Below are 22214 nucleotides of genomic sequence, written 5' to 3'. Positions count from 1 at the left end.
AGTTAATTGAGGGTACCAACTTCCGTAAGCCGGATGAGTGAGGTAATCTTTTTTATACATGCGGAGAGCCGGTTCCAGGGAAAAGCTCGGGAGTCTCATTAGCGGACTCGAAAAAAAGAGGAGGAAATTCCTGCTCTTGAAAGGGGTTGCGCTCACGGCGCTCGTGTTTCTGCCGGCGCTCGCGGCCGTCTCTCTCCTTTCGCTGCCGTGGAGAGCACCGCTATATTACGCCGCGCTCAAAGCCGCGCTCGTATTCTGCCTTGCTTACTGTCTTTACAGGTTTATTTATCTCCCCCTGATCAAAAACAAATCGGGCATGGACGCATTCTCGGAGCTCGAGAAAAATACGGCCGGGCTCGGCGAGGACGCGCTCTCAGCGGTTGAGCTTCAAGAAGCCGTGAGAGCCGGGGATGTTTCGCGCGGGACTTCGGACGCCCTGGCGCTGGCCCATATCGAAGCCGTCACGGGGAAGCTCGTATCTATCGACCAAAAAACGCTTTTCCCTCTCGGGAAGCTCAGGAGATATTCCCTCCCGGCCGCGGGCGCAGCCGTCATCGCAGCGGCAGCTCTCTTCCTGGCCGCAGGCGAATTCAGGAGTTTTATATTCAGCTCCGCTCTCACTCCCGCCTCAGGCGGGCCCAATCTAAGGCTCGCGGATATAGAGATAACGCTCAGCTATCCAGGGTATGCGAAAATCCCGTCAGCAACCATAAAAAACAGTACAGGCGACATAGAGGCCCTCAAGGGTACGAGGGTCAGGCTCGCCGCGAAGCCCATCGGCAGGTACGAAGGAGGAAAGCTCGCAACCGGGAACGGGGCGTCTTATCCGGTGACCGTGGAAGACGGAAAGATAACGGCCGAATTCCAGGTCCTGGGCGACGGGAGCTACCTGATAACGGACGAGGGCGGAGGGCTCAGGACGAGGTCCTATAAAATAACGTCGAGCGAAGACATGAAACCCGAAGTCACCATAAGCACCCCCCAGGGGAACGAGATAGATTCAGGCCCCGACGGGAGGATAGAAATAAACTACGACGCTCGGGACGACTACGGCCTCACCGAATTCATGCTCACGTGGGAGGGAGAATCAGGGAAATCCGGCAAGCTCATCGGGAAGGCGAAGGATGCCCCGCTCGCTTACAAGGGCAAGTACACGCTCGACACAGGCGGACTCGATTTCGGGGCGGGCGACACTCTCAAGCTCCGCGTGGAGGCCGTAGACAACGACTCCGTCTCGGGGCGCAAACGAGGGGTATCGAACGCTATCACGGTCAGGCTCAAGGACGCCTCAAAGATGCACAAGGACGTGATGAGCTATGCCGAGCGTCTTATGGAAGAGCTGATAGGCGTGCTGGGCGACGAGATAGAAGCCTCGGGTGCGGGAAAGAAATCCGCCGCGACGGGGAAGAGCGCCGCTATGCCGGAGATGGACGAAAGCGCGGGAACTCTCGGCTCGGTCAATATCGAAGAGATGCTGGACACGCAGCGGAAGCTCACCGCGGGCATAGAGAGCGCGTCCGTCACGCTCAAGAAAACGCTTGAGGGCATGAAGGAAGACAACCGCTCCGATTACACGTACTTCGCCGGGCTCGCGAACATGGATGTGAGGATAGACGAGCTCTTAGCTGAGCGCCGCGGAATGTTCGAGAATTTCGCCAGCGTGGACATACCCCGCGCAGGCAGGCTCATGAAGAGAGAGATCGCCGAGTTCGAGGAGGACATACTGTTCCTCGACACCATGATAAAGGGCGAGAAGCTGAGGGACTCGCTCCTAGCGGGCAGAGAGCTCATGAAAGAGTACGCGGAGCTCTCGGAAATGATGAAGAAGCTTAACGAGACAGGCGACCAGACACTCAAGCAGGAGATCGAGAAGAAGCTCGCCGAGCTCGAGAAGCTCATGTCCGAGCTCGCGCGCAAGATGAGCGCAATGAGCGGCGACATACAGGAGGGATTTCTGAACCGGGACGCGTTCAAGTCGATAGACATGCAGGATAAGCTCGATGAGATAGCGAAGCTGATGAAGGAAGGGAACATCGAAAAGGCCATGCAGATGCTTGCGGGCCTCCAGCAGAGTCTCGAGAGCATGATGGCCTCCCTCGAGGGCGGGATGCAGTCGTTCGGACAGTCTTCCCTCTCCCAGGATATGTCGAAGCTCGGCGAGATCATAGCCAGGCTCGAGGGGCTCGAGAAGGAGGAGACGGGGCTCAGAGACAGGACTCAGGGTCTCAAGGATTCGCTGCTCGAGGAGGAAGGATCGGGAAGCGGCAGCCTGCGCAGTTTTATAGACCGGGAGAAGGAAAAAGTGGAGGAGATAATAAAAAACCTCTCGCAGGCGAAATCGAAGGTCACGAAGAGCGGAGTGAACGAAAGCTCGCCCGAGGGTACGTATCTCCTCGACAGCCTTATACAGAAGGCCGAGGAGCTCAAGAACTGGCTCGATTCGATGGAGACGAAAGAGGCTCACAAGAACGCGAGGAACGTCGAGGAAACCTCCAAGGGACTCCGTGACCTGGGCGATGCGGGCGTAGGAAACCTGAAATCGGCAAGGGAGGAGTTAGGGAACTCGGAGCGGCTCGCGGGCGAGGTCGCGAGGGACCTCGAAGACCTCCTCCGCGCGGATAAAGAAGCGCCCGAATCCTCCGGCATGGCAAAGAGGCAGGACGAGATCAGGAAGGACACCGGCGGGCTTTCGGACGAGGTCGAGGATCTGAGAAAGGAGATGCTCCTGAGCCCCGACATAGGCGAAGAGCTCTCGGACGCCCAGGACCAGATGGGCAGAGCTTCGGACAACCTCGGCGGGAACGAGCTGTCCAAGGCAATATCGAACCAGGACGAGGCGGTCAAATCCCTCAAGGCGGCGCGTGAGAAAGCCGAGAGCCTCCTTCAGAAGATGCAGGCGAGCGCGCAGGGGCAGGGCTCCCCTGTGCCGATGGTGCTCGGCCGGCAGCAGATGCGCCAGGGAACGCAGGGAGTGGATACGGAATACGTAGAGATACCCGAAGCCGCCGAGACGGAGATAGGAAAGGAATTCAAGGAGAAGATACTCGAGGCGATGAAAGGGGGCTCGCCCGAAGGCTACAGCGAGCTGAACAAGAAATACTACGACAGGATAATAAAATGAATTCGATCCGCTTTTGTGCGGGACTTATAGTCGCTCTCTTCATGCTCCTCTCCACAGCTGCGTCAGGGGCGCCTGAACCGAAGGACGGGCTCAGCAGCCTCCTCCAGGAGGGGGAGATCGATATAAGGAAATGGGACATAAGCGAAGCGTCGGAAAAGGCGGACGAGGCGGTCCGGCTTGCAAATACCGATGAAGAAAAGCACGACGCTTATTACCTCAAGGCCGTGACCGAATACTATCTCGGCAACTACGGTAAAGCGTACGAATACGCCGAAAAAACGCTCAACGCGGACCCTTCCCGCGAAAAAAACGAGGAGGACGGGTTCATGGAATTCATAATGCACTCCGTCCGCAAGAAGCCCGAGTTCAAGGAAGAGAAGACCGAGTATTTCACGATAAGGTACGCGCACCCCGAGGACTACATAATAGCCGAATACGGAAAGGACGTGCTCGAGAAATCCAGGTTCGAGATAGGCCTCGACCTGGAGGAGTATCCCGGAGACCCCGTAATAATCGAGATATACCCTGACCTCGAGAGCTTCACCGTCGCGTCTACTCTCCCGCCCGAGAACGTCGAGAAGACGGGCGTCGTAGGCATATGCAAGTTCAACAGGATAATGATACTCTCCCCGCGCCTCCTGCCCAAGGGCTATTCGTGGTCCGACACGCTCGCGCACGAATACACGCATTACCTCATATTCCTCAAGAGCGAGAACACAGTCCCCGTCTGGCTCCACGAGGGCATAGCGAAGTACGAGGAGTCGAGGTGGAGGGAGGAGAAGCGGAACGTGCTCACACCGTTCTACGAAACCATACTCGCACAGGCGCTCGAGAAAGACGGCCTCGTGCCGATCGAGAAGATGCACCCGTCGCTCGCGCTCCTCGACAGCGCCCGCGAGGCGCAGCTGGCCTTCGCCCAGGCCGGCACGAGCGTGGGCTTCCTCGTGGACAGGTGGGGGAACGAGGGACTCGTGGGGCTCCTCGAGGCGATGAAGGCGAGGGACGACTATAAAGCCGCGCTAGAAGACGTCACGGGCCTCGACTTCGATGCGTTCTACGGCTCCTGGGAAAAATACCTCCGGGGGAAAAACCTGACAGAAAAGATACCGGGCGTTAAAGTGAAAGGCATAAGGATAAGCAACAAGGACGGGGAAAAAGGCGACGGGAGCGAAGACCTCGTCGACATAGACAACGGCAAGGCGCGCGGCCATACGAGGCTGGGCGACCTCCTGGGCGCACGGGGCAGGCTGCGCTCCGCGTCATACGAATACGAGAAGGCTCTCGGCTTCGACCCCGGCTCTCCGCTCATTTCCACGCGCCTCGCGTCCGCTTTGAATGCATCGGGCGAAACGGACAGGGCGCTCGGATTACTCGACCCCCTCCTTGAGTTTTACCCCGAGAACGTGGACATACACCTCGTTCTCGGAAGAATATATCTCGAATTGGGGAATCTGCCGAAGGCCGAGGAATCCTATCTCGCGGTCGTCTCGATAAACCCGTTCGACCCCGAGGTGCATACGGCCCTCGCCGCCATATACGCAAAACAGGGAAAGGCGGAAGAGGCGGACAGGGAAATGAAGTTCCTCGAAATACTAACGCAAAAGGACGAAGAACATGAATAACGGAATCGAATCACAGGAAGACAGGCAGAAAGCGGAAGAGCTCGCCGCCGTGAGGGGCGAGATCGTGCGCGAGATCGGGAAGGTCATAGTCGGCCAGGAAAAGGTCATAGACCTCCTCCTCATATCCCTCATGTCCTCGGGGCACTCGCTCTTCGTGGGCGTTCCGGGGCTGGCGAAGACGCTCCTCGTGAGCACGCTGTCACAGGTGCTCAATCTCAAATTCAACCGAGTCCAGTTCACGCCAGACCTCATGCCTTCAGACATCACGGGCTCGGAGGTTCTGGAGAAGGACCCGGCTTCGGACACTAGGTTCTTCAGATTCATACACGGCCCCATATTCTGCAACATACTCCTCGCCGACGAGATAAACAGGGCCTCGCCCAAAACTCAGGCGGCATTACTTCAGGCGATGCAGGAAAAGAAAGTGACCGTTGGCGGAGAGACCTACCCAATAGCGGCCCCGTTCCTGGTATTCGCCACGCAGAACCCCATAGAGCAGGAGGGAACCTACCCTCTCCCGGAGGCCGAGCTCGACAGGTTCATGTTCGAGATTGACGTATCGTACCCCTCTTACGAAGAAGAGGTAGAGATAGTGAAGACGACGACGGGCACCTACAAGCCCGAGCCCAGGAAGATACTCGACTCGAAGAAGATACTCGAGTATCAGGAGCTCGTTCACAGGGTCCCGGTATCGGACCATGTGGCCGAATACGCCGTGAGGGTCGCGCGCGCGACGAGGCCCGAAGACCCTGGCACTCCCGACTCTGTAAGGCAGGGCGTATCGTGGGGCGTAGGGCCGAGGGCTTCCCAGTACCTCATACTGGGGAGCAAGGCGCGGGCCGTGCTTTCGGGGAGATACACGCCGACGACCGACGACGTTAAGGCGATCGCCCCAGCCGTGCTCAAGCACAGGATTGTGCTCAATTTCAGGGCTGAAGCCGAAGGCGTTAAGCCCGAGGATATTATTCGGGAGATTCTGGAGAAGACTGAGCCTCTCGGGGACGTTCGTCTCCGAGCTTCCTGACGACGGCAGTATTAGGGAACTTGCTTTCGAGCAAAGCTTCCACGGAAGGCTCCATTTTGGAAAGAAAAGGCTTCGGGAAAACGCCCATTACGAACATCATCACCGCGATAGGCAGGAGCACGAGTATCTCCCTCAGGTTTATATCGTGGAGCGCCTTGTTCTCAGGTTTGTCGAGCGGGCCGAACATGACCTTCTGGTATGCCATCAGCATGTAAACGGCGCCGAGAATGATGCCTGTAGCTCCAAGCACCGCGTAGACGTAGTTGAACTCGAAAGCGCCCAACAGTATCAGGAACTCCCCCACGAACCCGTTTAGCAGCGGGAGCCCGATCGAAGAGAGCGTCGCAAGCATGAAGAACGCGGCGAACACGGGCATCGCCTTCGCGACCCCTCCGAACTCAGCTATCTTCTTCGTGTGCCTCCTCTCGTATATCATGCCGACTATGAGGAAGAGCGCCCCTGTCGAGAGCCCGTGGTTTATCATCTGGTATATGCCGCCCTCGATGCCCTGTATGTTGAGCACGAATATGCCGAGCATCACCATCCCGAGGTGGCTCACGCTCGAATAGGCGACTAGCTTTTTCAGGTCTTTCTGCGCGAACGCGACGAACGCGCCGTATATGATGCCGATTATGGCTATCGCGATGAGTATCGGCAGATACTGCTCCGTCGCCTGCGGGAAAAGAGGCATGAGGAACCGGACGAAGCCGTAGGTGCCCATTTTCAGCAGCACGCCCGCTAGTATCACGCTTCCCGCCGTAGGGGCCTCCACGTGCGCGTCAGGGAGCCACGTGTGGAACGGGAAGAGCGGCACTTTGATGGCGAACGCGAGGAAGAACGCGAGGAATGCCAGGCCCTGGGGGCTCAGTATTCCGTGGAACGGGACCGTGAGCTTGTAGAAATCGAGCACGTCCATGGAAGGCGCACCGAACTGCTTTATGTGCTCGAAGAAGAGATATAGTATCGCTATCAGCATGAGTGCGCTTCCGAACGCCGTGTAGAGGAAGAACTTCACGGCGGCGTATATCCTCCTCTCCGTCCCCCATATGCCTATTATGAAGTACATCGGTATGAGCACGGCCTCCCAGAACACGAAAAAGAGGATCATGTCGAGGGCGGCGAACGTGCCGATGAGGGCGGTCTCGAGAATGAGCATAAGTATGAGGAATTCTCTCATGCCCTTGTGGATCGTGTGCCACGAGCTCAGCACCGTGATGGGCATTATGAAAGTCGTGAGCAGCACGAGGAAGAGGCTTATGCCGTCGAGACCCACGTGGTAGCTGATCCCGAGGTTCGCAATCCAGGGTATCTTGGTCTCGAACTGCATACCGGCGACCCCGCCCGCGAAAGATGTGAAGAGCGGTATCGAGAGGACGAACTCGACGAGGGTCACTGCGAGGGTTGCTATCTTCATCTCCTTATCGGAGCCCTTATATATGTAGGAGAGGAGCACGACGAGCGGTATACCCAGGAGAGGGAAAAATATGACGAGAGAGAGATTTCCGCCCAGCAATGATTCCATTTATGGATGATTCCTCGTTATGAAGATGCAGAAGCCGATTACAGGGCATTAAATATACTTGAGGCGGGGGACGTTTCAAGGAGTCGGGATTTGACTTTGGAGGGCATTTTCCATAATAATAAACACCCAAGAGCGGCGGTCATAACGAATGCACAGATAGAAACGCATTGGCCGGAGTTCATTAATTCAGCACCGGAACCACTCTGCACCGCGGCCAGCATAAAAGAGATGGCACCTTCATCAAAGAAGCCCACAGTCGGCATCATAATGGGATCCCAGTCGGACTGGGAGACGATGAAGAACGCCGCCGAGACGTTGGACGCCCTTAAGATACCCCACGAAACAAGGATAGTATCGGCGCACAGGACGCCTGACCGCCTGTATGAGTACGCGAAGTCCGCGCGGGAGCGGGGGCTGAAAATTATAATCGCCGGTGCGGGCGGAGCGGCGCACCTTCCGGGCATGGCGGCCAGCATGACGTCGCTCCCCGTACTGGGAGTGCCCGTCGAGAGCAGGACTCTAAAAGGAATAGACAGCCTCCTCTCCATAGCGCAGATGCCGGCAGGCATACCCGTCGGCACGCTCGCTATAGGCACGGCAGGGGCGAAGAACGCGGCCCTTCTCGCGGCGGCTATACTTTCGATATCTGATGAAAAGGTCGCGGCCAGGCTCGATGCGTTCCGCAAGAAACAGACGGCGGGCGTCGCCGTAAAACCCAGGCGTTGAAATAACCGGATGAAATCCAGAACTATGACATTAGGCATACTGGGCGGCGGACAATTAGGCCGCATGAGCGCTCTGGCTGCCGCGAGGCTCGGCATCAAGACGCACATATACACCTTTGATGAGGGCAGCCCCGCTTCTCAGGTAGCGGCAAAGACGTTCGTCGGCGAATACGGCGACAAGAAGAAGCTAAAAAAATTCGCAGAGAGCGTCGACATCGTATCCTACGAGTTCGAGAACATCCCGGTCGAGACCGTTCGCTACTTACAGAAGTTCCGTCCCGTCTATCCTAACGACAGGCTTCTCGAAATCTCCCAGAACCGCATCACGGAGAAGAAGTACCTGAACGACATAGGCATCCCTACGGCGAAGTGGGCACCCGTCCGGAGTCCGCGGGACATTGAGCTTGCCGTGAGCGGGATAGGCGGAGACAGGTTCGTGCTAAAGACCGCGAGGCTCGGATACGACGGCAAGGGACAGCTTGTCCATAAACTGAAAGACGACCCCGGGAAGAGCTGGAGCAAGCTCGACTCGAGCGAGCTTATACTCGAAGAGGCGGTAGATTTCACGTGCGAGGTCTCCGTGATAATCGCGCGCGACAAGCACGGGAAGAGCGCCCTCTACGGTCCCGTGCTTAACGAGCATAAGCGCCACATACTATCCCGGAGCGTGGCGCCGGCCCCTGTACCCGCGCGCACGGCCGGACGCGCGCTCGATGCGGCGCGCCTGTTGGCGGACTCGGTCGGGCTTAGAGGGGTGCTCGCTCTGGAGATGTTCGTCACGAAGCAGGGCGGGATACTGGCCAACGAGATCGCGCCCCGCACTCACAACTCCGGGCACTGGACTATAGACGCATGCGCCTGCTCGCAGTTCGAGCAGCACGTGCGCACCGTGTGCGGACTGCCCGTGGGCGAGCCAGGCAGGCATTCGGACGCCGAGATGATAAACCTCCTCGGCAATGACGTGACAAAGGCAGCAAAATGGTACAAAACCGGGAACGCCTGCGTCCACCTCTACGGGAAATCGGAGATAAAGGACGGCCGGAAGATGGGGCACGTGACGATTTTGAAGCCGCTGACCGCTCCCCGCAAGAAAAAACGCTGAAAATCCGTGCAGTGTGAAAGCGCGCTACCGCGGCCTTCTCAGCATCGGAACGATAGGAGGGGAATCTCCCGCCTGAATCGTGCCGAGGGGTTCAAACCCCAGCCGCTCGTATAACCGGACACTCCTCGCACTCGTAGCCTCGAGGTAGGCAAGTGTTTCTTCCCTGTCGCAGATGTCGAGGACGTGACGCTGGAGCACCGAGCCGATCCCACGGCCCTGCATCGCCGGATCGACCCCGATGAGCGGCAGATGCCAGTGAGGCTCCGTGGGATGATATGTTTCCATTTGCTCCATCACCGAGTAGACAGTATCTCTCCTGTAACCGTCAACTGTCTCCTGAAATACATTCATGAGGGATTCCTCGTCCGGCACAGCGCCCGGCGGCAGCCATAGTGCCACTCCCGCGAAGCCCTCGTAATAGTGAGCGGTCCCGAGGCCGATAGCCGCTCCTCCGAAAGCGAGCGCAAAGCGCGGGAACGCCTCCAGGTACTGCCTCTGATCGGGCCACGTCCAGCGCGCCGCCGGATCGCTTCCGAAAGCCAGCGTCAGTACGGCCAGGCACCTCTCCGTATCGGCCACCTTAGCGGTCATTATCAGCCTGCCAGACATTATTTATTCTCTCCCAGGTTCATTTGCCGGAAACTCGCGATCATGAGTCGTCCGAAGCCTATCTATATAATACATTTTAGATTGCATACCGGACGGAGGGATTCAGATACGACCGATTGCAGAAGCCGGAGGGAGCTCCGGAAGGCCGCCGCCGCAAGTCCTCACAAAGTCCGCCCAGTATGTCATGGCGCGTGCTGAATTATTTATTCCGTGCCGCTTTTAGCCTATACCTTTGTAACTCCAAATGTGATAGTATGGACTTGTAGTCCGTATTTATTTTTTCATTTAATTACACGAACAGGGGGGAAATTAAATGCCTAAAGTAAAAGCCAACGGTATCAACATCAATTACGAGAAGACGGGACAGGGAGAGCCTTTGATAATGATCCCTTATCTGAGCGCCGACAACGCCTGCTACGCCTTCCAGACGCCCGAGTACGGAAAGAGCTTCGAGTGTATATCGCTCGACCCTAGAGGCGCGGGAGAAACAGACAAGCCCGAAGGGACGTACTCTATGGAGCTATTCGCCGACGACGTGGCCGCCTTCATGGACGAACTGGGTATAAAGACCGCGCACGTGATGGGGGTATCTCTGGGAGCGGCGACGGCGATGTGGCTCGCCGCGAAATATCCGGCCAAGGTGAAGTCGCTATCTCTCCACAGCGGGTGGACGAAGTCGGACCCGTTCCTCCAGACAGTGGTCGAAGGCTGGCGCGTGACGGCGAAAGCTCTAGGCAGCGTGGCGGAGGCCGTCATACTCGGCATATTCCCCTGGTGTTTCACGCCAATGCTTTATGCATCCAAGCCCGAATACATAAAGGCGCTTTCCGACTTCGTGAGGAGCAGGCCCGCTCAGCCCGTGGAAGCGTTTATGAGACAGAGCGGCGCGGTGCTCGCGCACGACTGCGAGGCGCAGCTGGGCAAGATAAAAGCGCCTACGCTGATAACCTTCGGCGAGTACGACATGGTGTGCTCGACCCGCTTCGCCGACCGTATGACGAAGAACATCAAGAACACGGAGCTGATAGTATTCAAGGACTGCGCCCACGCCGGGCTTTACGAGAACGTCGAGGAGTTCAACAAGAAGACGATGGACTTTCTGGTGAAGCATACGGGGTAGGATTCAGGCTCGAACCCGATAGCGCTCTACTTTGATTTTATTGGCGGCTTTTCTGGCCTGGGCTATGTCATAGGAAGTCTGCATTCTAAGCAATGTATCCATCTTGAGGCCGAAAGCCTTTTCAAAGCGTAAGGCCATTTCAGGCGAAAGCGATGCCCTGCCGTTTAGAAGTCTGGATAATGCCGGCCTGGTCACACCGAGTATTTTAGATGCAGTCGTAACGGTCAGCTTGAAGGGATCTATAACTTCCTCTTTTAGAAAGGCACCTGGATGCGGCGGGTTATACATACGCATTGTTTTGGCTCCTATGATATAACGACAAAAAAACTTTTATAATTGCTTTTAGTTTCATATGACATCTATTACCAAGAGCTTGCTGCAAATATAAAATTTGTATTGTAATAATGATTAAGCATCAGGTTTGGAAAAACTCTTTCAGCACAATCACAAAGCTGTTGGATAAACCAAATATTAGATGTGTTTTTATCACTAAGAAATCGATCTATCTCTTTAGGGTAGTACCGTACAATCGAGCCCAAGGTGAACATGATTCCCAAATAGGCTAATGTTGAGGGAACCCTAATATCCTCATCATGTAAATTCAGGTAATATCGCGAATCAGGATATACACTATGACTAAAATGCTTTTTCATTAAAGCTGCACCATCGATATTAAGACGATCTTTGGGTATTGGATTTCTTATATTTAGCTCAATACCCGTTTCATTCTCAACTTCCTGAAAGTCATCAAATAAATTAGTGTTCCGCTCTAATAAAGCTCTAAAATCTTCACTACTTTTGTTACCGAATAAAGACGATTCAAAAAATATATTTATGTCCCCATCCAAGAATACTTCCACTTTTGGAGTGATTACGAGTCCAGATTTATTGTAATATCGTTCATAAGATTCTATTAATTCAATAACATTAACTACAAATTGTTCAATTGATATTTGTTGACCAGATTTATATTTATATCCCAAATATTCTGCCAAGCAAGGAAATATACCTTTACTCTTTAACGTTACACTAACATCTAAAAGTGATTCTGAGACTTCGGGTTGACCTAATCCATGAAGATCATGAGGCTTATTTTCTGTGAGGTAAAGCACAGCTTTGGCTAAACATATAAAGCAATAATAAATCAATAAAGGTCTCGTGAGCAAAGTTGCACTTTTACTTGCTATGAAATATTCATGTGCCTGTTTGATACTAGTTGAGACAGTTGTAATTGTTTCCGTGGATTGATTTTCCCATCTCTTAGAAAGAAAATGAAAGTCGCCCAATAAAAGGATATGTTCCCATATTTCTTTCAATGGGTTGTCAGTTCGTATAAAAATATTATTCTCTAACTTGCCTATATGAGGCAATTTTAATAATGCCATAACTATTCATTGAAATCGCTTTATTTTCTCAACCCTAACTTTCGAAAATTAAAAAAGCTTAGAGTTAATTTTGGTTAGAATCAAGTCCCGCACTCCGCGCACACCCCATGCAGGTAGAGCTGCGGGGAGTCGATGCGGGCGTCGGATAGGTCGGATTTCTCGGGGTCGAGCTCGTAACGGATGTCCTTGAGATAGACGTCCGTGACCTTGCCGCATTTCTCGCAGACGAAGTGGTGGTGCTCCTCCAGGTTGGTGTCGTACCTCGTGGAGGGGCCTCCGAGGTCGAGGTGCGTCAGCAGCCCGGCTTCGACCAGCTGCTCCATGTTCCGGTAGACGGTCGCGGGGGAGAGCATGGGGTACTCGACCCTGGCCTTCTGATATATCTCGTCCGCTGTCATGTGGCGGTCGTCTTCAGCCAGGATGTCGAATATCGCCATCCTCTGGGGGGTGAGCTTAAGCCCCTTTTCCCTGCTCTTTGCCATTAATTTTTCTAGTTTAATCGCTCTGTCTCTCACGATTTTCATAGTTTACCCGCATAGACCACCTTTGTAAATGATTATATTTTCCAGTTAAGAAGAATTATCACTTGATATATATTATCACTCTGTTATGCTATTATCAAGAGATCAAAAAGGAGGCTTTGAAAATCATGACCGACATCGGAATAGACGAAAAGCAGAGCGCTCAGGTAGTGAAGATTCTAAGCAGGGTCTTGGCCGACGAATACGTGCTATATACGAAAACGAGGGGCTACCACTGGAACGTGACCGGGATGCAGTTCAACGACCTCCACAAGTTCTTCGAGGCCCAGTACACGGCGCTCGAAGGGATAGTGGACGACGTCGCCGAGAGGGCGAGGACAGTGGGCGGACACGCGCTCGGCTCGCTCCAGGAGATGCTCGACCATAAGACCCTCGAAGAGGACACGACCAAGGGGACGGACGCCCAGCACATGGTGCGCTCTCTCCTGCATGACCACGAGAGCATTATAAAGAAGCTCAGGAAGGACCTCCGCGCCTGCGACGAGAAGTACAACGACATGGGGACGAGCGATTATCTCACCGGGCTCATGGAGACGCACGAGAAGATGGCCTGGATGCTGAGGTCGTATCTGGAGTGATGGATTTATTTTAATGTACACCCTCACCCTACCCTAATTTGGTTTAGGCGGCACTGAAGCAGAAGTTAATTGGCTATATCAGCTTCGTTGTAGATACGACCGGTTCTTGCGCGCGCTTAGAACCGTCCCTCAAGGGGGAAGGGAATGACAGAATCTTAATGAAAATTTGACCCTCTCAAGCCCGGATGTTAGATTCTTGCCCGGTCCCGGCGGCGATTACCGGGAATGGGCCTCGTACGGTATAATAAAGCTTGAAAGACGATCGACGATAAACGGATGCAACCGTCCGTATGTTCCGTATATAAAGACCGGACGGGGGAGGCAGACCATGGGATTCAAGAAAGTCATAGGCATAAAGAAAGAAGAACCGGCGGGCGCGGCTGAAAAAGGCGTCACGCTGACCAAATTCGATAAACCGGAAGCGGCGACGAGCGGTGTAGTCCTCACGGAAGAGGACGTCTACAACGCGCTCCAGAACGTGTACGACCCGGAGATTCCGGTGAGCATCGTCGACCTTGGACTCATATACGACGTGAAGATTTCCTCCGGGAATAACGTGAGCATAAAGATGTCCCTCACGACCCCCGGCTGCGGCATGGGCGCGATGATAGCCCAGCAGGCGGAGGCGGCCGTAAGGGAGATAGGCGCTAACAACGTGCTCGTCGAAGTCGTATGGGACCCGCCCTGGAACCCCGACATGATGTCGGAGCACGCCAAGGAAAAACTCGGGATCGCATAAGCCGCTGCCGTCAGATAAGGAGAAATAACCATCTCAACGGAAATCACACAGGAGGGGATCCGGAGCGTCCTCAGGAAGGTCAGGTACCCCGGATTCACAAGAGACATTGTATCGTTCGGAATAGTCAGGGACGTGAAAGTCGAGGGCGGCCGAGTGACAGTGTCGCTCCTGCTGCCCAAGCCCGACAAGAAGCTCGAAACCGAGATAGGCGAGTCCGTGAGGACCGCCTTACTCGAAACCCCGGGCGTCTCGGGCGTCGATATAGAGATCGGCGCGAGAGAGCCGAAACCCGCTCCCGGACAGGGGCCCGCGAGAGCCGAAGCCCCGTCGAAGCTCCCGGCGATAAAGCACTACGTAGCGGTCGCGAGCGGCAAGGGCGGCGTCGGGAAATCTACAGTCGCGGTGAACCTCGCCGTGGCTATGGCCATGAAGAGGAAGGGCGTCGGGCTCATGGATGCCGACATCTGGGGGCCCAGCCTGCCCATAATGCTGGGCGTCAAGGACAGACCCCACGCTACGGAGCAGAACAGAATAATACCGTTAGAAAAATATGGACTGAAGCTCATGTCGATCGGTTTCCTGATCAGCGAGGACGAGACCGTAATCTGGCGCGGGCCGATGGTGCATGGCGCGATAAAGCAGTTCATTGAGGACGTCGAGTGGACAGGCATTGACTACCTCGTCATAGACCTCCCTCCGGGCACGGGCGACGCGCAGCTGTCCCTCGTCCAGACCGCTCCGCTGAGCGGCGGCCTCATAGTGACGACGCCACAGGACGTGGCCCTCATAGACGTGAGGCGCGGCGTGCAGATGTTCAGGAAGCTCAACGTCCCCATACTCGGCATAGTGGAAAACATGAGTTACCTCGAGGCCCCCGGAGGAGAGAATATAGACATCTTCGGGAGGGGCGGCGGCAGGAGGATGGCCGAGAAATTCGAGGTGCCGTTCCTGGGTGAGATACCGATAGACCCCGAGATAAGAAAGGGCGGCGACTCGGGCGTCCCCGTCGTCATATCCAGACCCGAGAGCACCGCGGCCAAGGCGTTCATGAAACTAGCCGACGTAGTGCTCGAATCCATAGAGAACCACCCGTAACCACAGTCTATTTTCATATAAATCCGGCTTGACTCGAACCCTCCGATGATTATTTTATGGTTATAAATCAACATACAAGGAGGGAATTAAGATGAGAACTTTAAGGACGTTCGATCCCTGGAGAGACTTCGGTTCCCTTCAGGACCGGATCAACAGGCTCTTCGACGATACGCTGAGAGGTGCGGCGGAAGGGGACGAAGACCTCATGAGGGGCGCGTGGGCGCCTGCCGTGGACATACACGACACCGGTGAGGAGTTCGTGGTCACGGCCGATCTGCCGGGCGTAAATAAGGAAGACATAGAGATCGACCTCAAGGACGGCACGCTCACGATAAAGGGGGAGAAGAAGTTCGAGGAGAAGGTCCCCAGGGAAAATTACATCAGGATAGAGAGGTCCTACGGCAGGTTCGTGAGGAGCTTCTCGCTTCCCAACAATGTTGACGCGAATAAAATCAAGGCTACCTTTAATAACGGCATCCTCGATCTCCATTTACCCAAGAAGGAAGAGGCAAAGCCGAAACAGATCACGATTGACGTAAAATGAGTTTATGGCTATTCTGTCCTTGTCCGGCCCCGGCCGGGAGGACGGAATAGCCCCCAGACAATATAAATGGCATCGACGGTTAAAGACTACTACAAGATATTGGGCGTATCGAAAAGCGCGACAAAAGAAGAGATTAAAAAGGCCTACAGGAGCCTCGCCCGGAAATACCACCCAGACCTCAACCCCGACAACAAGGACGCCGAGGAGAAATTCAAAGAGGTGCAGGAGGCGCACGAGGTGCTCTCGGACGAGGAGAAGCGGAAGACCTACGACATGTTCGGCTCTGCGGAGTTCAGGCCCGGGGGCAGGACCACCTGGAGGCGTGCCGGGGAGACGCCCGGAGGGCAGGCGTACGAGTACAGCTACAGCGCGAACGATTTCTCGGGGTTCGAGGACATATTCAAGGACATATTCGGTTTCGCCGGCGAAGGAAGGCCCGGCAGGAGCAGGGGCGAGGCGTTCAGGGACATTTTCAGCACCGTGACCAAGGAAAGGCCCGCGAGGGGGAGGGACCTCGAATACCAGATCGAGATAGACTTCGACACCGCGATCAAGGGCGGCGTCAGGGACCTGTCCATAAGCAGGCAGAAGCAGGAGGGGGTCGAGACCGAGAAGCTCTCAGTCAGGATCCCCGCAGGCGTCGACAACGGCTCAAGGATACGCGTCCAGGGCAAGGGAGAGGCGCGGGGGAGCACGAAGGGAGACCTCTATCTCAGGGTGAAGGTGAAGCCGCATCCGATATTCAGCAGAAAGGGCGACGACATATACCTCGAAGTACCGGTGACGGTCTACGAAGCCGCGCTCGGCAAGAAGATAGAGGTGCCGACCATCGACGGGACCGCTGAAATGGCGATCCCGCCCGGAGTGCAGAGCGGAACCAAACTGAGACTTAAGGGCAAGGGCGTCACGAACCTTAAGACAAAGGCCAGGGGCGACCAGTACATCGAGATAAAGATAGCGATGCCCGAGGAGATAAGCGAGGAAGACAGGAAGAGGTTCGAAGAGCTCGAAAGATCGCACCCCTATAACCCGAGGGTGAAATTCGGCAGGTATATGAGATAATAATGTCTCCGGACGCTGGGCGTGCGGCCCCGTTCCCGTGCTTCGCGCCGAAAAACATCTATGCGGGAGAGCGGGCAAAGCCGGAGGAGGAAACAAAAATGAGCGATGAAACGAAATCCAAGACCAAGGGCTCGGGAGAGCTCAAGATGGACTTCTCGGCGTTCATACTTTCGCTGAACGCGTCCTCGCTGATACATATGGGCGAGATACCCGACCCGGAATCGAGGTCGCGGAGCGTCAACATACCCGCCGCAAAGCACACGATCGAGATACTCGAGATAATAAAGGACAAGACGACCGGGAACCTCGACGAGGACGAGGACAAGCTCCTCGACGACATCCTATACAACCTGAGGCTCAAGTTCCTCCAGCACTCGAAAGCTGAATAGCGGGCGATAAGGCGGGCACACTCATCCCGTCGCGCGGGATTTGCCCTTGATTATCTGATAGGTATTGGAAACTATATCGTCGACCGCTTCCCTTCCGATCTTCTTCTCTATAACAGCAAGGCCGTTCGATACGACAGGCGTCCTGTGCTTCTTCGAATGCGCGTCCGACGAGACGAAATGGAGCACGCCCAGCTTCGCGAACTCGATCGAGCAGCTCCTGGCCGCGTCCCCGAACCCGCCTGTCAAGCTCGAAGCCGTCACCTGCACGAGAGCCCCCATGCCTACGAGGTCCATTATCCTCCTGGGCGTCCCCTGATACTCGCGGTTACGCTCCGGGTGAGCGAGCACCGCCGTCTTCCCCATTGACTCGAGACCGAATATGACCTCTTCGATCCCGAGCGGGAGGTTGTAGAACGGTATCTCGATGAGTATGAAATCGCTCTCGGCGAGGGTGAGCACGTCTCCGTTCGAGAGAACCCTGGGCAGGTCCGGGATGATACCTATCTCCATCCCCGGATACACCTCGAAATCGAGGCCCTCGTTCCTGATCCTGACGTTGAACTCCTCTACGAGGCCCCTCACGGTATCCGGGCTCGGCTGCCAGTTCGTGCCCTGTATCCAGTGAGGCGTAGTGACGGCACCCCTTATCCCGTCCCCGCACGCGATCCTGACCATCTCTATGCTCTCTTCCCAGCTCTTGGGACCGTCGTCTATGTTCGGCAGAAGGTGGCAGTGTATGTCGATCATCCCGTAGAAGTATATACAAGGAAAACGTGTCGTAAACCTTCATAATTTTACAGCAATTTGGAACTTCATTATAATAGGAATGATTTAGGGCAAATAAATATAACCGAAGGAACCGGATAACATGCGCATCGCAGAGATACTCAAGCGTTTCGGCAGGCAGAAGGTGCTCGTCGTCGGGGACATCATGCTCGACAGGCATGTGAGGGGCACGGTCGAGAGGATCTCCCCGGAAGCGCCCGTTCCGGTGCTCAGGGTGACGGAAGAAGCGTGCGCACCGGGAGGCGCGGGGAACGTCGCGGTCAATCTGAGAACATTAGGCGCGAAGGTCGAGCTCGCAGGCAGTCTGGGGAAAGACCGGGAGGGCGACGAGATCGTTCATTTCCTCAGGGAGCACGACATAGGCACGGGCGGAATAGTCCGCGACCGGGCCAAGCCGACGACATCCAAGACGAGGCTCATAGCCGGGAACCAGCAGATAGCGCGCATGGACAAGGAGGTCGACGCGCACCCGCACGGAAGCGTCGATAAGGCGCTCATGAAATCCATAGAGCGCGCCGTGAGAGAATTCAAGCCCAGGGGAATAATAATCTCCGACTACTCCAAGGGCGTCCTGACGGATACACTCGTCTCCCGCGTGATAGAGCTCGCGAAAAAATCCCGAATATTCGTAACGGTCGACCCGAAGGGGAAGAATTACCAGAAGTACCGGGGAGCGGATGCGATCACGCCTAACCTTAGAGAAGCCGAGACCGCCTCGGGGATAAAAATCACGGATGAGCTGACGCTCGGGAAAGCGGCTGAGATTATAATGAAGCAGACCGAAGCCGGTTTCGTCCTCATTACGCGCGGCGCGGACGGCATAAGTTATTTCTCCAGACACGGGGAGTCGGGAACTGTGCCTTCACACCCCGTCGAGGTGTTCGACGTCACAGGCGCAGGGGATACGGCCGCGAGCGTCTTCACCCTCTCGTACATCGCCTCCTCCCTGCTCGGGGAGTCGGTGAAGATCGCGAACGCGGCAGCGGGCATAGTGGTGAGCCGCATAGGGACTGCGAGCGTGACGAAGGCCGACCTCGAAGCCTATTTCGCTCGGGAGGAGCAGAAGGAAAAGGGCAAGATCCGCACGCGCGGCGCTCTGGCGAAGACTCTCGCGGGCCTGAGAGCGAAGGGGAGGAAGGTCGTCTTCACGAACGGGTGCTTCGACCTCTTCCATACGGGACACCTGAGGCTGTTGAGAGAGGCGAGGAAGCTCGGGGACGCGCTCGTAGTGGCCATAAACAGCGACAGATCGGTGAGGAAGCTCAAAGGACCGGGCAGGCCGTACATAGGCGAGGAAGACCGCGCGCTCCTGCTCGCGGCTCTCGACTGCGTCGACTACATCTGCGTATTCGGGGAAGACACGCCTCTCGAGCTCATAAAAGAGTTAAAGCCCGACGTTCTGGTAAAGGGCGGCGACTACAGGCGGGAAGATATAATAGGCGGGGATTTCGTCGAGAGCCTTGGGGGGCGGGTAGCGATAATCCCCCTTATCGAAGGCATGTCCACCTCGTCGCTTGCGGAGAAGATAAAGAACAATAAGTGAAATCCCTTTCCCACTGTAATGCTGTAGGAGCGGCTTTCCTGAAACAAGTTCAGGATTTATTTCAGGATCTTTTCAGGGTTCAGGATGACTGATTCTGTTGTTTTAGGTGCACCCTCACCCTCAGTTGCAGACCGTATTGATATAACGGTTGGAATTGACTCCGAATTCGGAGTTAGGCGAGATCGCCACTACTTTCCTGAACGCCTCGCACGCGTTCACGTTGTCGTTGAGCTTGAGGTAAGCGAGACCGAGGTTGTAGTAAGCCTCGTCATAAGTGGGATAACCGTCCACGGCCTGTTTGAATTCCGTTGCCGCTTCGCCGTATCTTCCGGTGGACATATAGAGCTTCCCCATTTCGTTGTGCGCGTAGACGAACGAGGGGTTGAGCTTCAATGCCTGCTCGTAATTCTCCCTCGCCTTGGCCATATCGCCCTTGTTGAAATAAGCTATGCCTATGTTGGTGTAAGCGTTCGCCCTCGCCTTGTAGGTCGGGTCCGCGACGACGAGCCCGCATTCCGAGATGACCTGGTCGTAATTCTTTTGTATGAGGTAGAGTCCGCAGAGGTTGAAGTGCGCCGGCGTATAGTCGGGGCTCAGGCTGAGCGCCTTCCTGTAATTCTGCTCGGCCTTGGGATATTCCTTGAGCCCCATGTATATGGCGCCTTTTATCACATACACGTCCGGGTCCTTGTCGTTTATCTTCTCGGCAGCCTCTATCTCCTTCAAGGCCTGGGGGAAATTCCCCCTCCATGAGGAGGCCGCCGCGAGCGCCTTCTGGTTCTCGAACGTCTTGGTCTCGTCGACTTCGACGTCCGCTTTCTTCTTTCCTCCCCCGCAGGAGAGGAGCATCGCGGAAACTATGAACGTCGTCAGCAGGGCGTATTTCATCTCAATCGAGCCTCGATAACTGAAGGAACGCGGTGAACCTCTTGTCGACGTCGGTCCTCTTCAGCTGAGCCAGTCTCCTCACGCTGAAATTCTCGACGGTAAACGAGGCTATGACGCTCCCGAAAACGACCGCGGTCTTGTACCCCACGTGGTCGGCGATATTCTGTCCGGCTATGAACCCCATGAACCCGCCCGCGAACGAATCCCCCGCCCCTGTAGGGTCGATCACTTCCTCGAGCGGGTAGCTCGGCGCCCAGAAGATGCCCTCCTTGGAGAACATCAGCGCTCCGTACTCTCCCCTCTTCACGATGAGCACCTTGGGGCCGAGATCGAGGACCGTCCTCGCGGCGTGAGTGATCCTGGGCTCTTTCGCGAGTATCCTCGTCTCGGAATCGTTCAGCATCAGTATGTCCACGCGTTTTATCACTTCCTTGAGCGCCTCGGGCTTGTTCTCGATCCAGTAGTTCATGGTGTCGCACGCGACGAGCTTGGGGCTTCTTATCTGCTCGAGTACGCTCAGCTGGAGCTCGGGGTCGATGTTGGCGAGGAATATGTATTCTATGTTCCTGTACTCCTCCGGAAGCACAGGCTTGAAGTTCTCGAACACGTTCAGGTGCGTGCCGAGGGTCTCCGGGTCCCCGAGGTCGTATCCGTATTTCCCTTCCCACCTGAACGTCCGGCCTTCTTCCCTCTTGACTCCGTTAAGCTCTATCCCCTTCGACCTGAAGAGGTCCAGATGCTCCTCCGGAAAATCCTTTCCTACTACCGCGACGGCGCAGACGTCCGTGAACATGCTCGCCGCGAGTGAGAAATAAGACGCCGACCCTCCAAGTATATTTTCCTCTCTTCCGAAAGGGGTCTCCACGGTATCGAGAGCGATTGATCCGACGACAAGAAGCTTCATTATACGTACCTCTTTATGAGTAGTCCGAGTCTCTCTTTAACCTCGGGTGTGATTGAATCGCGTGAAGTGATTATGGCGTTCTCTAACGACCTCGGGCAGGGGCAGTTCCTCGCCTCGCTTATCTCTGGCAGGGCTTTTACGATAACCTTCCTGGCGAGAGCTACGTTGTTCATGAGCGTCTCTATCACGTCGTCCACCGTAACGTCGCCGTGGTGCTCGTGCCAGCAGTCATAGTCCGTCGATAGTGCAAGTGTAGAATAGCAAATCTCGGCTTCGCGCGCAAGCTTCGCCTCGGGCATATTGGTCATGCCTATCACGTCGACGCCCCACTTCCTGTATATGTTGCTCTCGGCGCGGGACGAGAACTGCGGCCCTTCCATGCAGATATACGTAGCGTCCTTGTGCACCGTGGCGCCTGCCGAAAGCGCGGCATCGTAGAGCGCGCGGGAGAGAAGCGGGCACACCGGGTCGGCCATGGATACGTGGGCCGCTATGCCCTCCCCGAAGAACGTGGACGCCCTCGTCTTCGTGTGGTCGTAGAACTGTGAGGGTATGACTATGTGTCCGGGCGCAATCTCCTCCCTCATGCTCCCGACCGCGCTCACCGATATTATCCATTCCGCCCCGAGCATCTTCATCGCATATATGTTCGCGCGGTAGTTTATCTCGGACGGCATGAGCTTGTGCCCCTTGCCGTGCCGGGGCAGGAATACGAGCCTGGTGTCGCCGAGCTCGCCCACGGCGGGGTCGTCGGAAGGCTTGCCCCAGGGCGTGTCCACCTTCACGGTCTCGACCTCGGTGACGCCCTCGAGAGCGTATAGCCCGCTCCCCCCGATAATTCCGACTGTTTTCATTTTCGCCTCTGTATATGTTATTTGCCAGTATGAATCCGTACGGACTGTGCGGTGAGCCCA

The 22214-nt window shown here is 55.6% G+C and carries 22 protein-coding genes; 13 read left to right on the top strand and 9 right to left on the bottom strand.

What is annotated here, in order from left to right:
* Nucleotides 1-58 precede the first annotated feature (58 nt).
* From AB1598_04280 to AB1598_04270, 3 genes are read left to right on the top strand one after another with little or no spacing between them, the layout of a single operon-like run.
* Complete coding sequence (locus AB1598_04280) at nt 59-3121, top strand: DUF4175 family protein (GenBank protein ID MEW6144219.1); 3063 nt, start codon at nt 59-61, stop codon at nt 3119-3121.
* Nucleotides 3118-4743: a tetratricopeptide repeat protein gene (locus tag AB1598_04275; GenBank protein ID MEW6144218.1), complete on the top strand. Its 1626-nt coding sequence runs from the start codon at nt 3118-3120 to the stop codon at nt 4741-4743. Before AB1598_04280 ends, AB1598_04275 begins: the two co-directional genes overlap by 4 nt.
* Nucleotides 4736-5767 (top strand): MoxR family ATPase, encoded by a 1032-nt coding sequence (locus tag AB1598_04270; protein ID MEW6144217.1) that lies wholly within the window; start codon nt 4736-4738, stop codon nt 5765-5767. Before AB1598_04275 ends, AB1598_04270 begins: the two co-directional genes overlap by 8 nt.
* Here AB1598_04270 and AB1598_04265 read toward each other — a convergent pair.
* Entirely contained in the window at nt 5706-7289 is a 1584-nt protein-coding gene (locus AB1598_04265; GenBank protein ID MEW6144216.1) for an NADH-quinone oxidoreductase subunit M, read from the bottom strand. The genes AB1598_04270 and AB1598_04265 overlap by 62 nt on opposite strands.
* 228 nt (nt 7290-7517) lie before the next feature.
* Here AB1598_04265 and purE point away from each other — a divergent pair, with 228 nt between their 5' ends.
* Both purE and AB1598_04255 read left to right on the top strand, forming a co-directional pair.
* Nucleotides 7518-8015 carry a 5-(carboxyamino)imidazole ribonucleotide mutase gene (gene purE, locus AB1598_04260; protein ID MEW6144215.1) on the top strand — a complete coding sequence of 166 codons (498 nt, stop codon included), beginning with the start codon at nt 7518-7520 and terminating at the stop codon, nt 8013-8015.
* Nucleotides 8016-8039: 24 nt separating this feature from the next.
* Nucleotides 8040-9116 carry a 5-(carboxyamino)imidazole ribonucleotide synthase gene (locus tag AB1598_04255; GenBank protein MEW6144214.1) on the top strand — a complete coding sequence of 359 codons (1077 nt, stop codon included), beginning with the start codon at nt 8040-8042 and terminating at the stop codon, nt 9114-9116.
* A 24-nt stretch (nt 9117-9140) separates the two neighbouring features.
* Here the strand turns inward: AB1598_04255 and AB1598_04250 are convergent, their stop codons facing one another.
* Nucleotides 9141-9725, bottom strand: a complete 585-nt coding sequence (locus AB1598_04250; GenBank protein ID MEW6144213.1) for a GNAT family N-acetyltransferase — start codon at nt 9723-9725, stop codon at nt 9141-9143.
* Between the two features lie 313 nt (nt 9726-10038).
* Here AB1598_04250 and AB1598_04245 point away from each other — a divergent pair, with 313 nt between their 5' ends.
* A complete protein-coding gene (locus AB1598_04245) occupies nt 10039-10845 on the top strand; it encodes an alpha/beta hydrolase (protein ID MEW6144212.1) in 807 nt (268 codons plus the stop codon).
* A gap of 3 nt (nt 10846-10848) precedes the next feature.
* Here the strand turns inward: AB1598_04245 and AB1598_04240 are convergent, their stop codons facing one another.
* The 3 genes from AB1598_04240 to AB1598_04230 all read right to left on the bottom strand — a co-directional run bounded on the left by AB1598_04240 (nt 10849) and on the right by AB1598_04230 (nt 12712).
* Nucleotides 10849-11133, bottom strand: coding sequence for a HigA family addiction module antitoxin (locus tag AB1598_04240; GenBank protein ID MEW6144211.1), 285 nt, complete (start codon nt 11131-11133; stop codon nt 10849-10851).
* A 74-nt stretch (nt 11134-11207) separates the two neighbouring features.
* Entirely contained in the window at nt 11208-12230 is a 1023-nt protein-coding gene (locus AB1598_04235) for a YaaC family protein (GenBank protein MEW6144210.1), read from the bottom strand.
* 80 nt (nt 12231-12310) lie between these two features.
* On the bottom strand, nt 12311-12712 hold the full coding sequence (locus AB1598_04230; GenBank protein MEW6144209.1) for a Fur family transcriptional regulator: 402 nt from the start codon (nt 12710-12712) through the stop codon (nt 12311-12313).
* 167 nt (nt 12713-12879) lie between these two features.
* Between AB1598_04230 and AB1598_04225 the strand changes: the two genes are divergently transcribed.
* The 6 genes from AB1598_04225 to AB1598_04200 all read left to right on the top strand — a co-directional run bounded on the left by AB1598_04225 (nt 12880) and on the right by AB1598_04200 (nt 17179).
* Complete coding sequence (locus AB1598_04225; protein MEW6144208.1) at nt 12880-13350, top strand: DNA starvation/stationary phase protection protein; 471 nt, start codon at nt 12880-12882, stop codon at nt 13348-13350.
* Nucleotides 13351-13678: 328 nt separating this feature from the next.
* A complete protein-coding gene (locus AB1598_04220; GenBank protein MEW6144207.1) occupies nt 13679-14089 on the top strand; it encodes a metal-sulfur cluster assembly factor in 411 nt (136 codons plus the stop codon).
* Nucleotides 14090-14113: 24 nt separating this feature from the next.
* Nucleotides 14114-15184 (top strand): Mrp/NBP35 family ATP-binding protein, encoded by a 1071-nt coding sequence (locus AB1598_04215; GenBank protein MEW6144206.1) that lies wholly within the window; start codon nt 14114-14116, stop codon nt 15182-15184.
* Nucleotides 15185-15275: 91 nt separating this feature from the next.
* Nucleotides 15276-15728 carry an Hsp20/alpha crystallin family protein gene (locus tag AB1598_04210; protein ID MEW6144205.1) on the top strand — a complete coding sequence of 151 codons (453 nt, stop codon included), beginning with the start codon at nt 15276-15278 and terminating at the stop codon, nt 15726-15728.
* Between the two features lie 66 nt (nt 15729-15794).
* Entirely contained in the window at nt 15795-16790 is a 996-nt protein-coding gene (locus AB1598_04205) for a DnaJ C-terminal domain-containing protein (GenBank protein MEW6144204.1), read from the top strand.
* A gap of 98 nt (nt 16791-16888) precedes the next feature.
* On the top strand, nt 16889-17179 hold the full coding sequence (locus AB1598_04200) for a DUF1844 domain-containing protein (GenBank protein ID MEW6144203.1): 291 nt from the start codon (nt 16889-16891) through the stop codon (nt 17177-17179).
* Between the two features lie 21 nt (nt 17180-17200).
* On the opposite strand, the gene AB1598_04195 is transcribed toward AB1598_04200, so the two are convergent.
* On the bottom strand, nt 17201-17926 hold the full coding sequence (locus AB1598_04195; protein MEW6144202.1) for a CpsB/CapC family capsule biosynthesis tyrosine phosphatase: 726 nt from the start codon (nt 17924-17926) through the stop codon (nt 17201-17203).
* A 121-nt stretch (nt 17927-18047) separates the two neighbouring features.
* Here AB1598_04195 and rfaE2 point away from each other — a divergent pair, with 121 nt between their 5' ends.
* Nucleotides 18048-19508, top strand: a complete 1461-nt coding sequence (rfaE2, locus tag AB1598_04190) for a D-glycero-beta-D-manno-heptose 1-phosphate adenylyltransferase (protein ID MEW6144201.1) — start codon at nt 18048-18050, stop codon at nt 19506-19508.
* A 120-nt stretch (nt 19509-19628) separates the two neighbouring features.
* Here the strand turns inward: rfaE2 and AB1598_04185 are convergent, their stop codons facing one another.
* Genes AB1598_04185 through mtnP form a run of 3 tightly spaced genes read right to left on the bottom strand, consistent with a single transcriptional unit; the run spans nt 19629 to nt 22154 of the window.
* On the bottom strand, nt 19629-20396 hold the full coding sequence (locus AB1598_04185; protein MEW6144200.1) for a tetratricopeptide repeat protein: 768 nt from the start codon (nt 20394-20396) through the stop codon (nt 19629-19631).
* A 1-nt stretch (nt 20397) separates the two neighbouring features.
* Nucleotides 20398-21300: a PfkB family carbohydrate kinase gene (locus AB1598_04180; protein ID MEW6144199.1), complete on the bottom strand. Its 903-nt coding sequence runs from the start codon at nt 21298-21300 to the stop codon at nt 20398-20400.
* A complete protein-coding gene (mtnP, locus tag AB1598_04175) occupies nt 21300-22154 on the bottom strand; it encodes an S-methyl-5'-thioadenosine phosphorylase (GenBank protein MEW6144198.1) in 855 nt (284 codons plus the stop codon). Before mtnP ends, AB1598_04180 begins: the two co-directional genes overlap by 1 nt.
* Between the last annotated feature and the right edge of the window lie 60 nt (nt 22155-22214).

Source organism: Thermodesulfobacteriota bacterium (genome assembly GCA_040754335.1).
Classification (GTDB): Bacteria; Desulfobacterota_D; UBA1144; order Nemesobacterales; family UBA2774; genus 2-12-FULL-53-21.
Note: the sequence above shows the minus strand (reverse complement) of the source record. Positions and strands in the feature narration are given on the sequence as shown.

Excerpts from the sequence above, each read along its gene's own strand:
- AB1598_04280 (MEW6144219.1), top strand. The coding sequence starts at position 59 with ATGCGGAGAGCCGGTTCCAGGGAAAAGCTCGGGAGTCTCATTAGCGGA.
- AB1598_04275 (MEW6144218.1), top strand. The coding sequence starts at position 3,118 with ATGAATTCGATCCGCTTTTGTGCGGGACTTATAGTCGCTCTCTTCATG.
- AB1598_04270 (MEW6144217.1), top strand. The coding sequence starts at position 4,736 with ATGAATAACGGAATCGAATCACAGGAAGACAGGCAGAAAGCGGAAGAG.
- AB1598_04265 (MEW6144216.1), bottom strand. The coding sequence starts at position 7,289 with ATGGAATCATTGCTGGGCGGAAATCTCTCTCTCGTCATATTTTTCCCT.
- purE (MEW6144215.1), top strand. The coding sequence starts at position 7,518 with ATGGCACCTTCATCAAAGAAGCCCACAGTCGGCATCATAATGGGATCC.
- AB1598_04255 (MEW6144214.1), top strand. The coding sequence starts at position 8,040 with ATGACATTAGGCATACTGGGCGGCGGACAATTAGGCCGCATGAGCGCT.
- AB1598_04250 (MEW6144213.1), bottom strand. The coding sequence starts at position 9,725 with ATGTCTGGCAGGCTGATAATGACCGCTAAGGTGGCCGATACGGAGAGG.
- AB1598_04245 (MEW6144212.1), top strand. The coding sequence starts at position 10,039 with ATGCCTAAAGTAAAAGCCAACGGTATCAACATCAATTACGAGAAGACG.
- AB1598_04240 (MEW6144211.1), bottom strand. The coding sequence starts at position 11,133 with ATGTATAACCCGCCGCATCCAGGTGCCTTTCTAAAAGAGGAAGTTATA.
- AB1598_04235 (MEW6144210.1), bottom strand. The coding sequence starts at position 12,230 with ATGGCATTATTAAAATTGCCTCATATAGGCAAGTTAGAGAATAATATT.
- AB1598_04230 (MEW6144209.1), bottom strand. The coding sequence starts at position 12,712 with ATGGCAAAGAGCAGGGAAAAGGGGCTTAAGCTCACCCCCCAGAGGATG.
- AB1598_04225 (MEW6144208.1), top strand. The coding sequence starts at position 12,880 with ATGACCGACATCGGAATAGACGAAAAGCAGAGCGCTCAGGTAGTGAAG.
- AB1598_04220 (MEW6144207.1), top strand. The coding sequence starts at position 13,679 with ATGGGATTCAAGAAAGTCATAGGCATAAAGAAAGAAGAACCGGCGGGC.
- AB1598_04210 (MEW6144205.1), top strand. The coding sequence starts at position 15,276 with ATGAGAACTTTAAGGACGTTCGATCCCTGGAGAGACTTCGGTTCCCTT.
- AB1598_04205 (MEW6144204.1), top strand. The coding sequence starts at position 15,795 with ATGGCATCGACGGTTAAAGACTACTACAAGATATTGGGCGTATCGAAA.
- AB1598_04200 (MEW6144203.1), top strand. The coding sequence starts at position 16,889 with ATGAGCGATGAAACGAAATCCAAGACCAAGGGCTCGGGAGAGCTCAAG.
- AB1598_04195 (MEW6144202.1), bottom strand. The coding sequence starts at position 17,926 with ATGATCGACATACACTGCCACCTTCTGCCGAACATAGACGACGGTCCC.
- rfaE2 (MEW6144201.1), top strand. The coding sequence starts at position 18,048 with ATGCGCATCGCAGAGATACTCAAGCGTTTCGGCAGGCAGAAGGTGCTC.
- AB1598_04185 (MEW6144200.1), bottom strand. The coding sequence starts at position 20,396 with ATGAAATACGCCCTGCTGACGACGTTCATAGTTTCCGCGATGCTCCTC.
- AB1598_04180 (MEW6144199.1), bottom strand. The coding sequence starts at position 21,300 with ATGAAGCTTCTTGTCGTCGGATCAATCGCTCTCGATACCGTGGAGACC.
- mtnP (MEW6144198.1), bottom strand. The coding sequence starts at position 22,154 with ATGAAAACAGTCGGAATTATCGGGGGGAGCGGGCTATACGCTCTCGAG.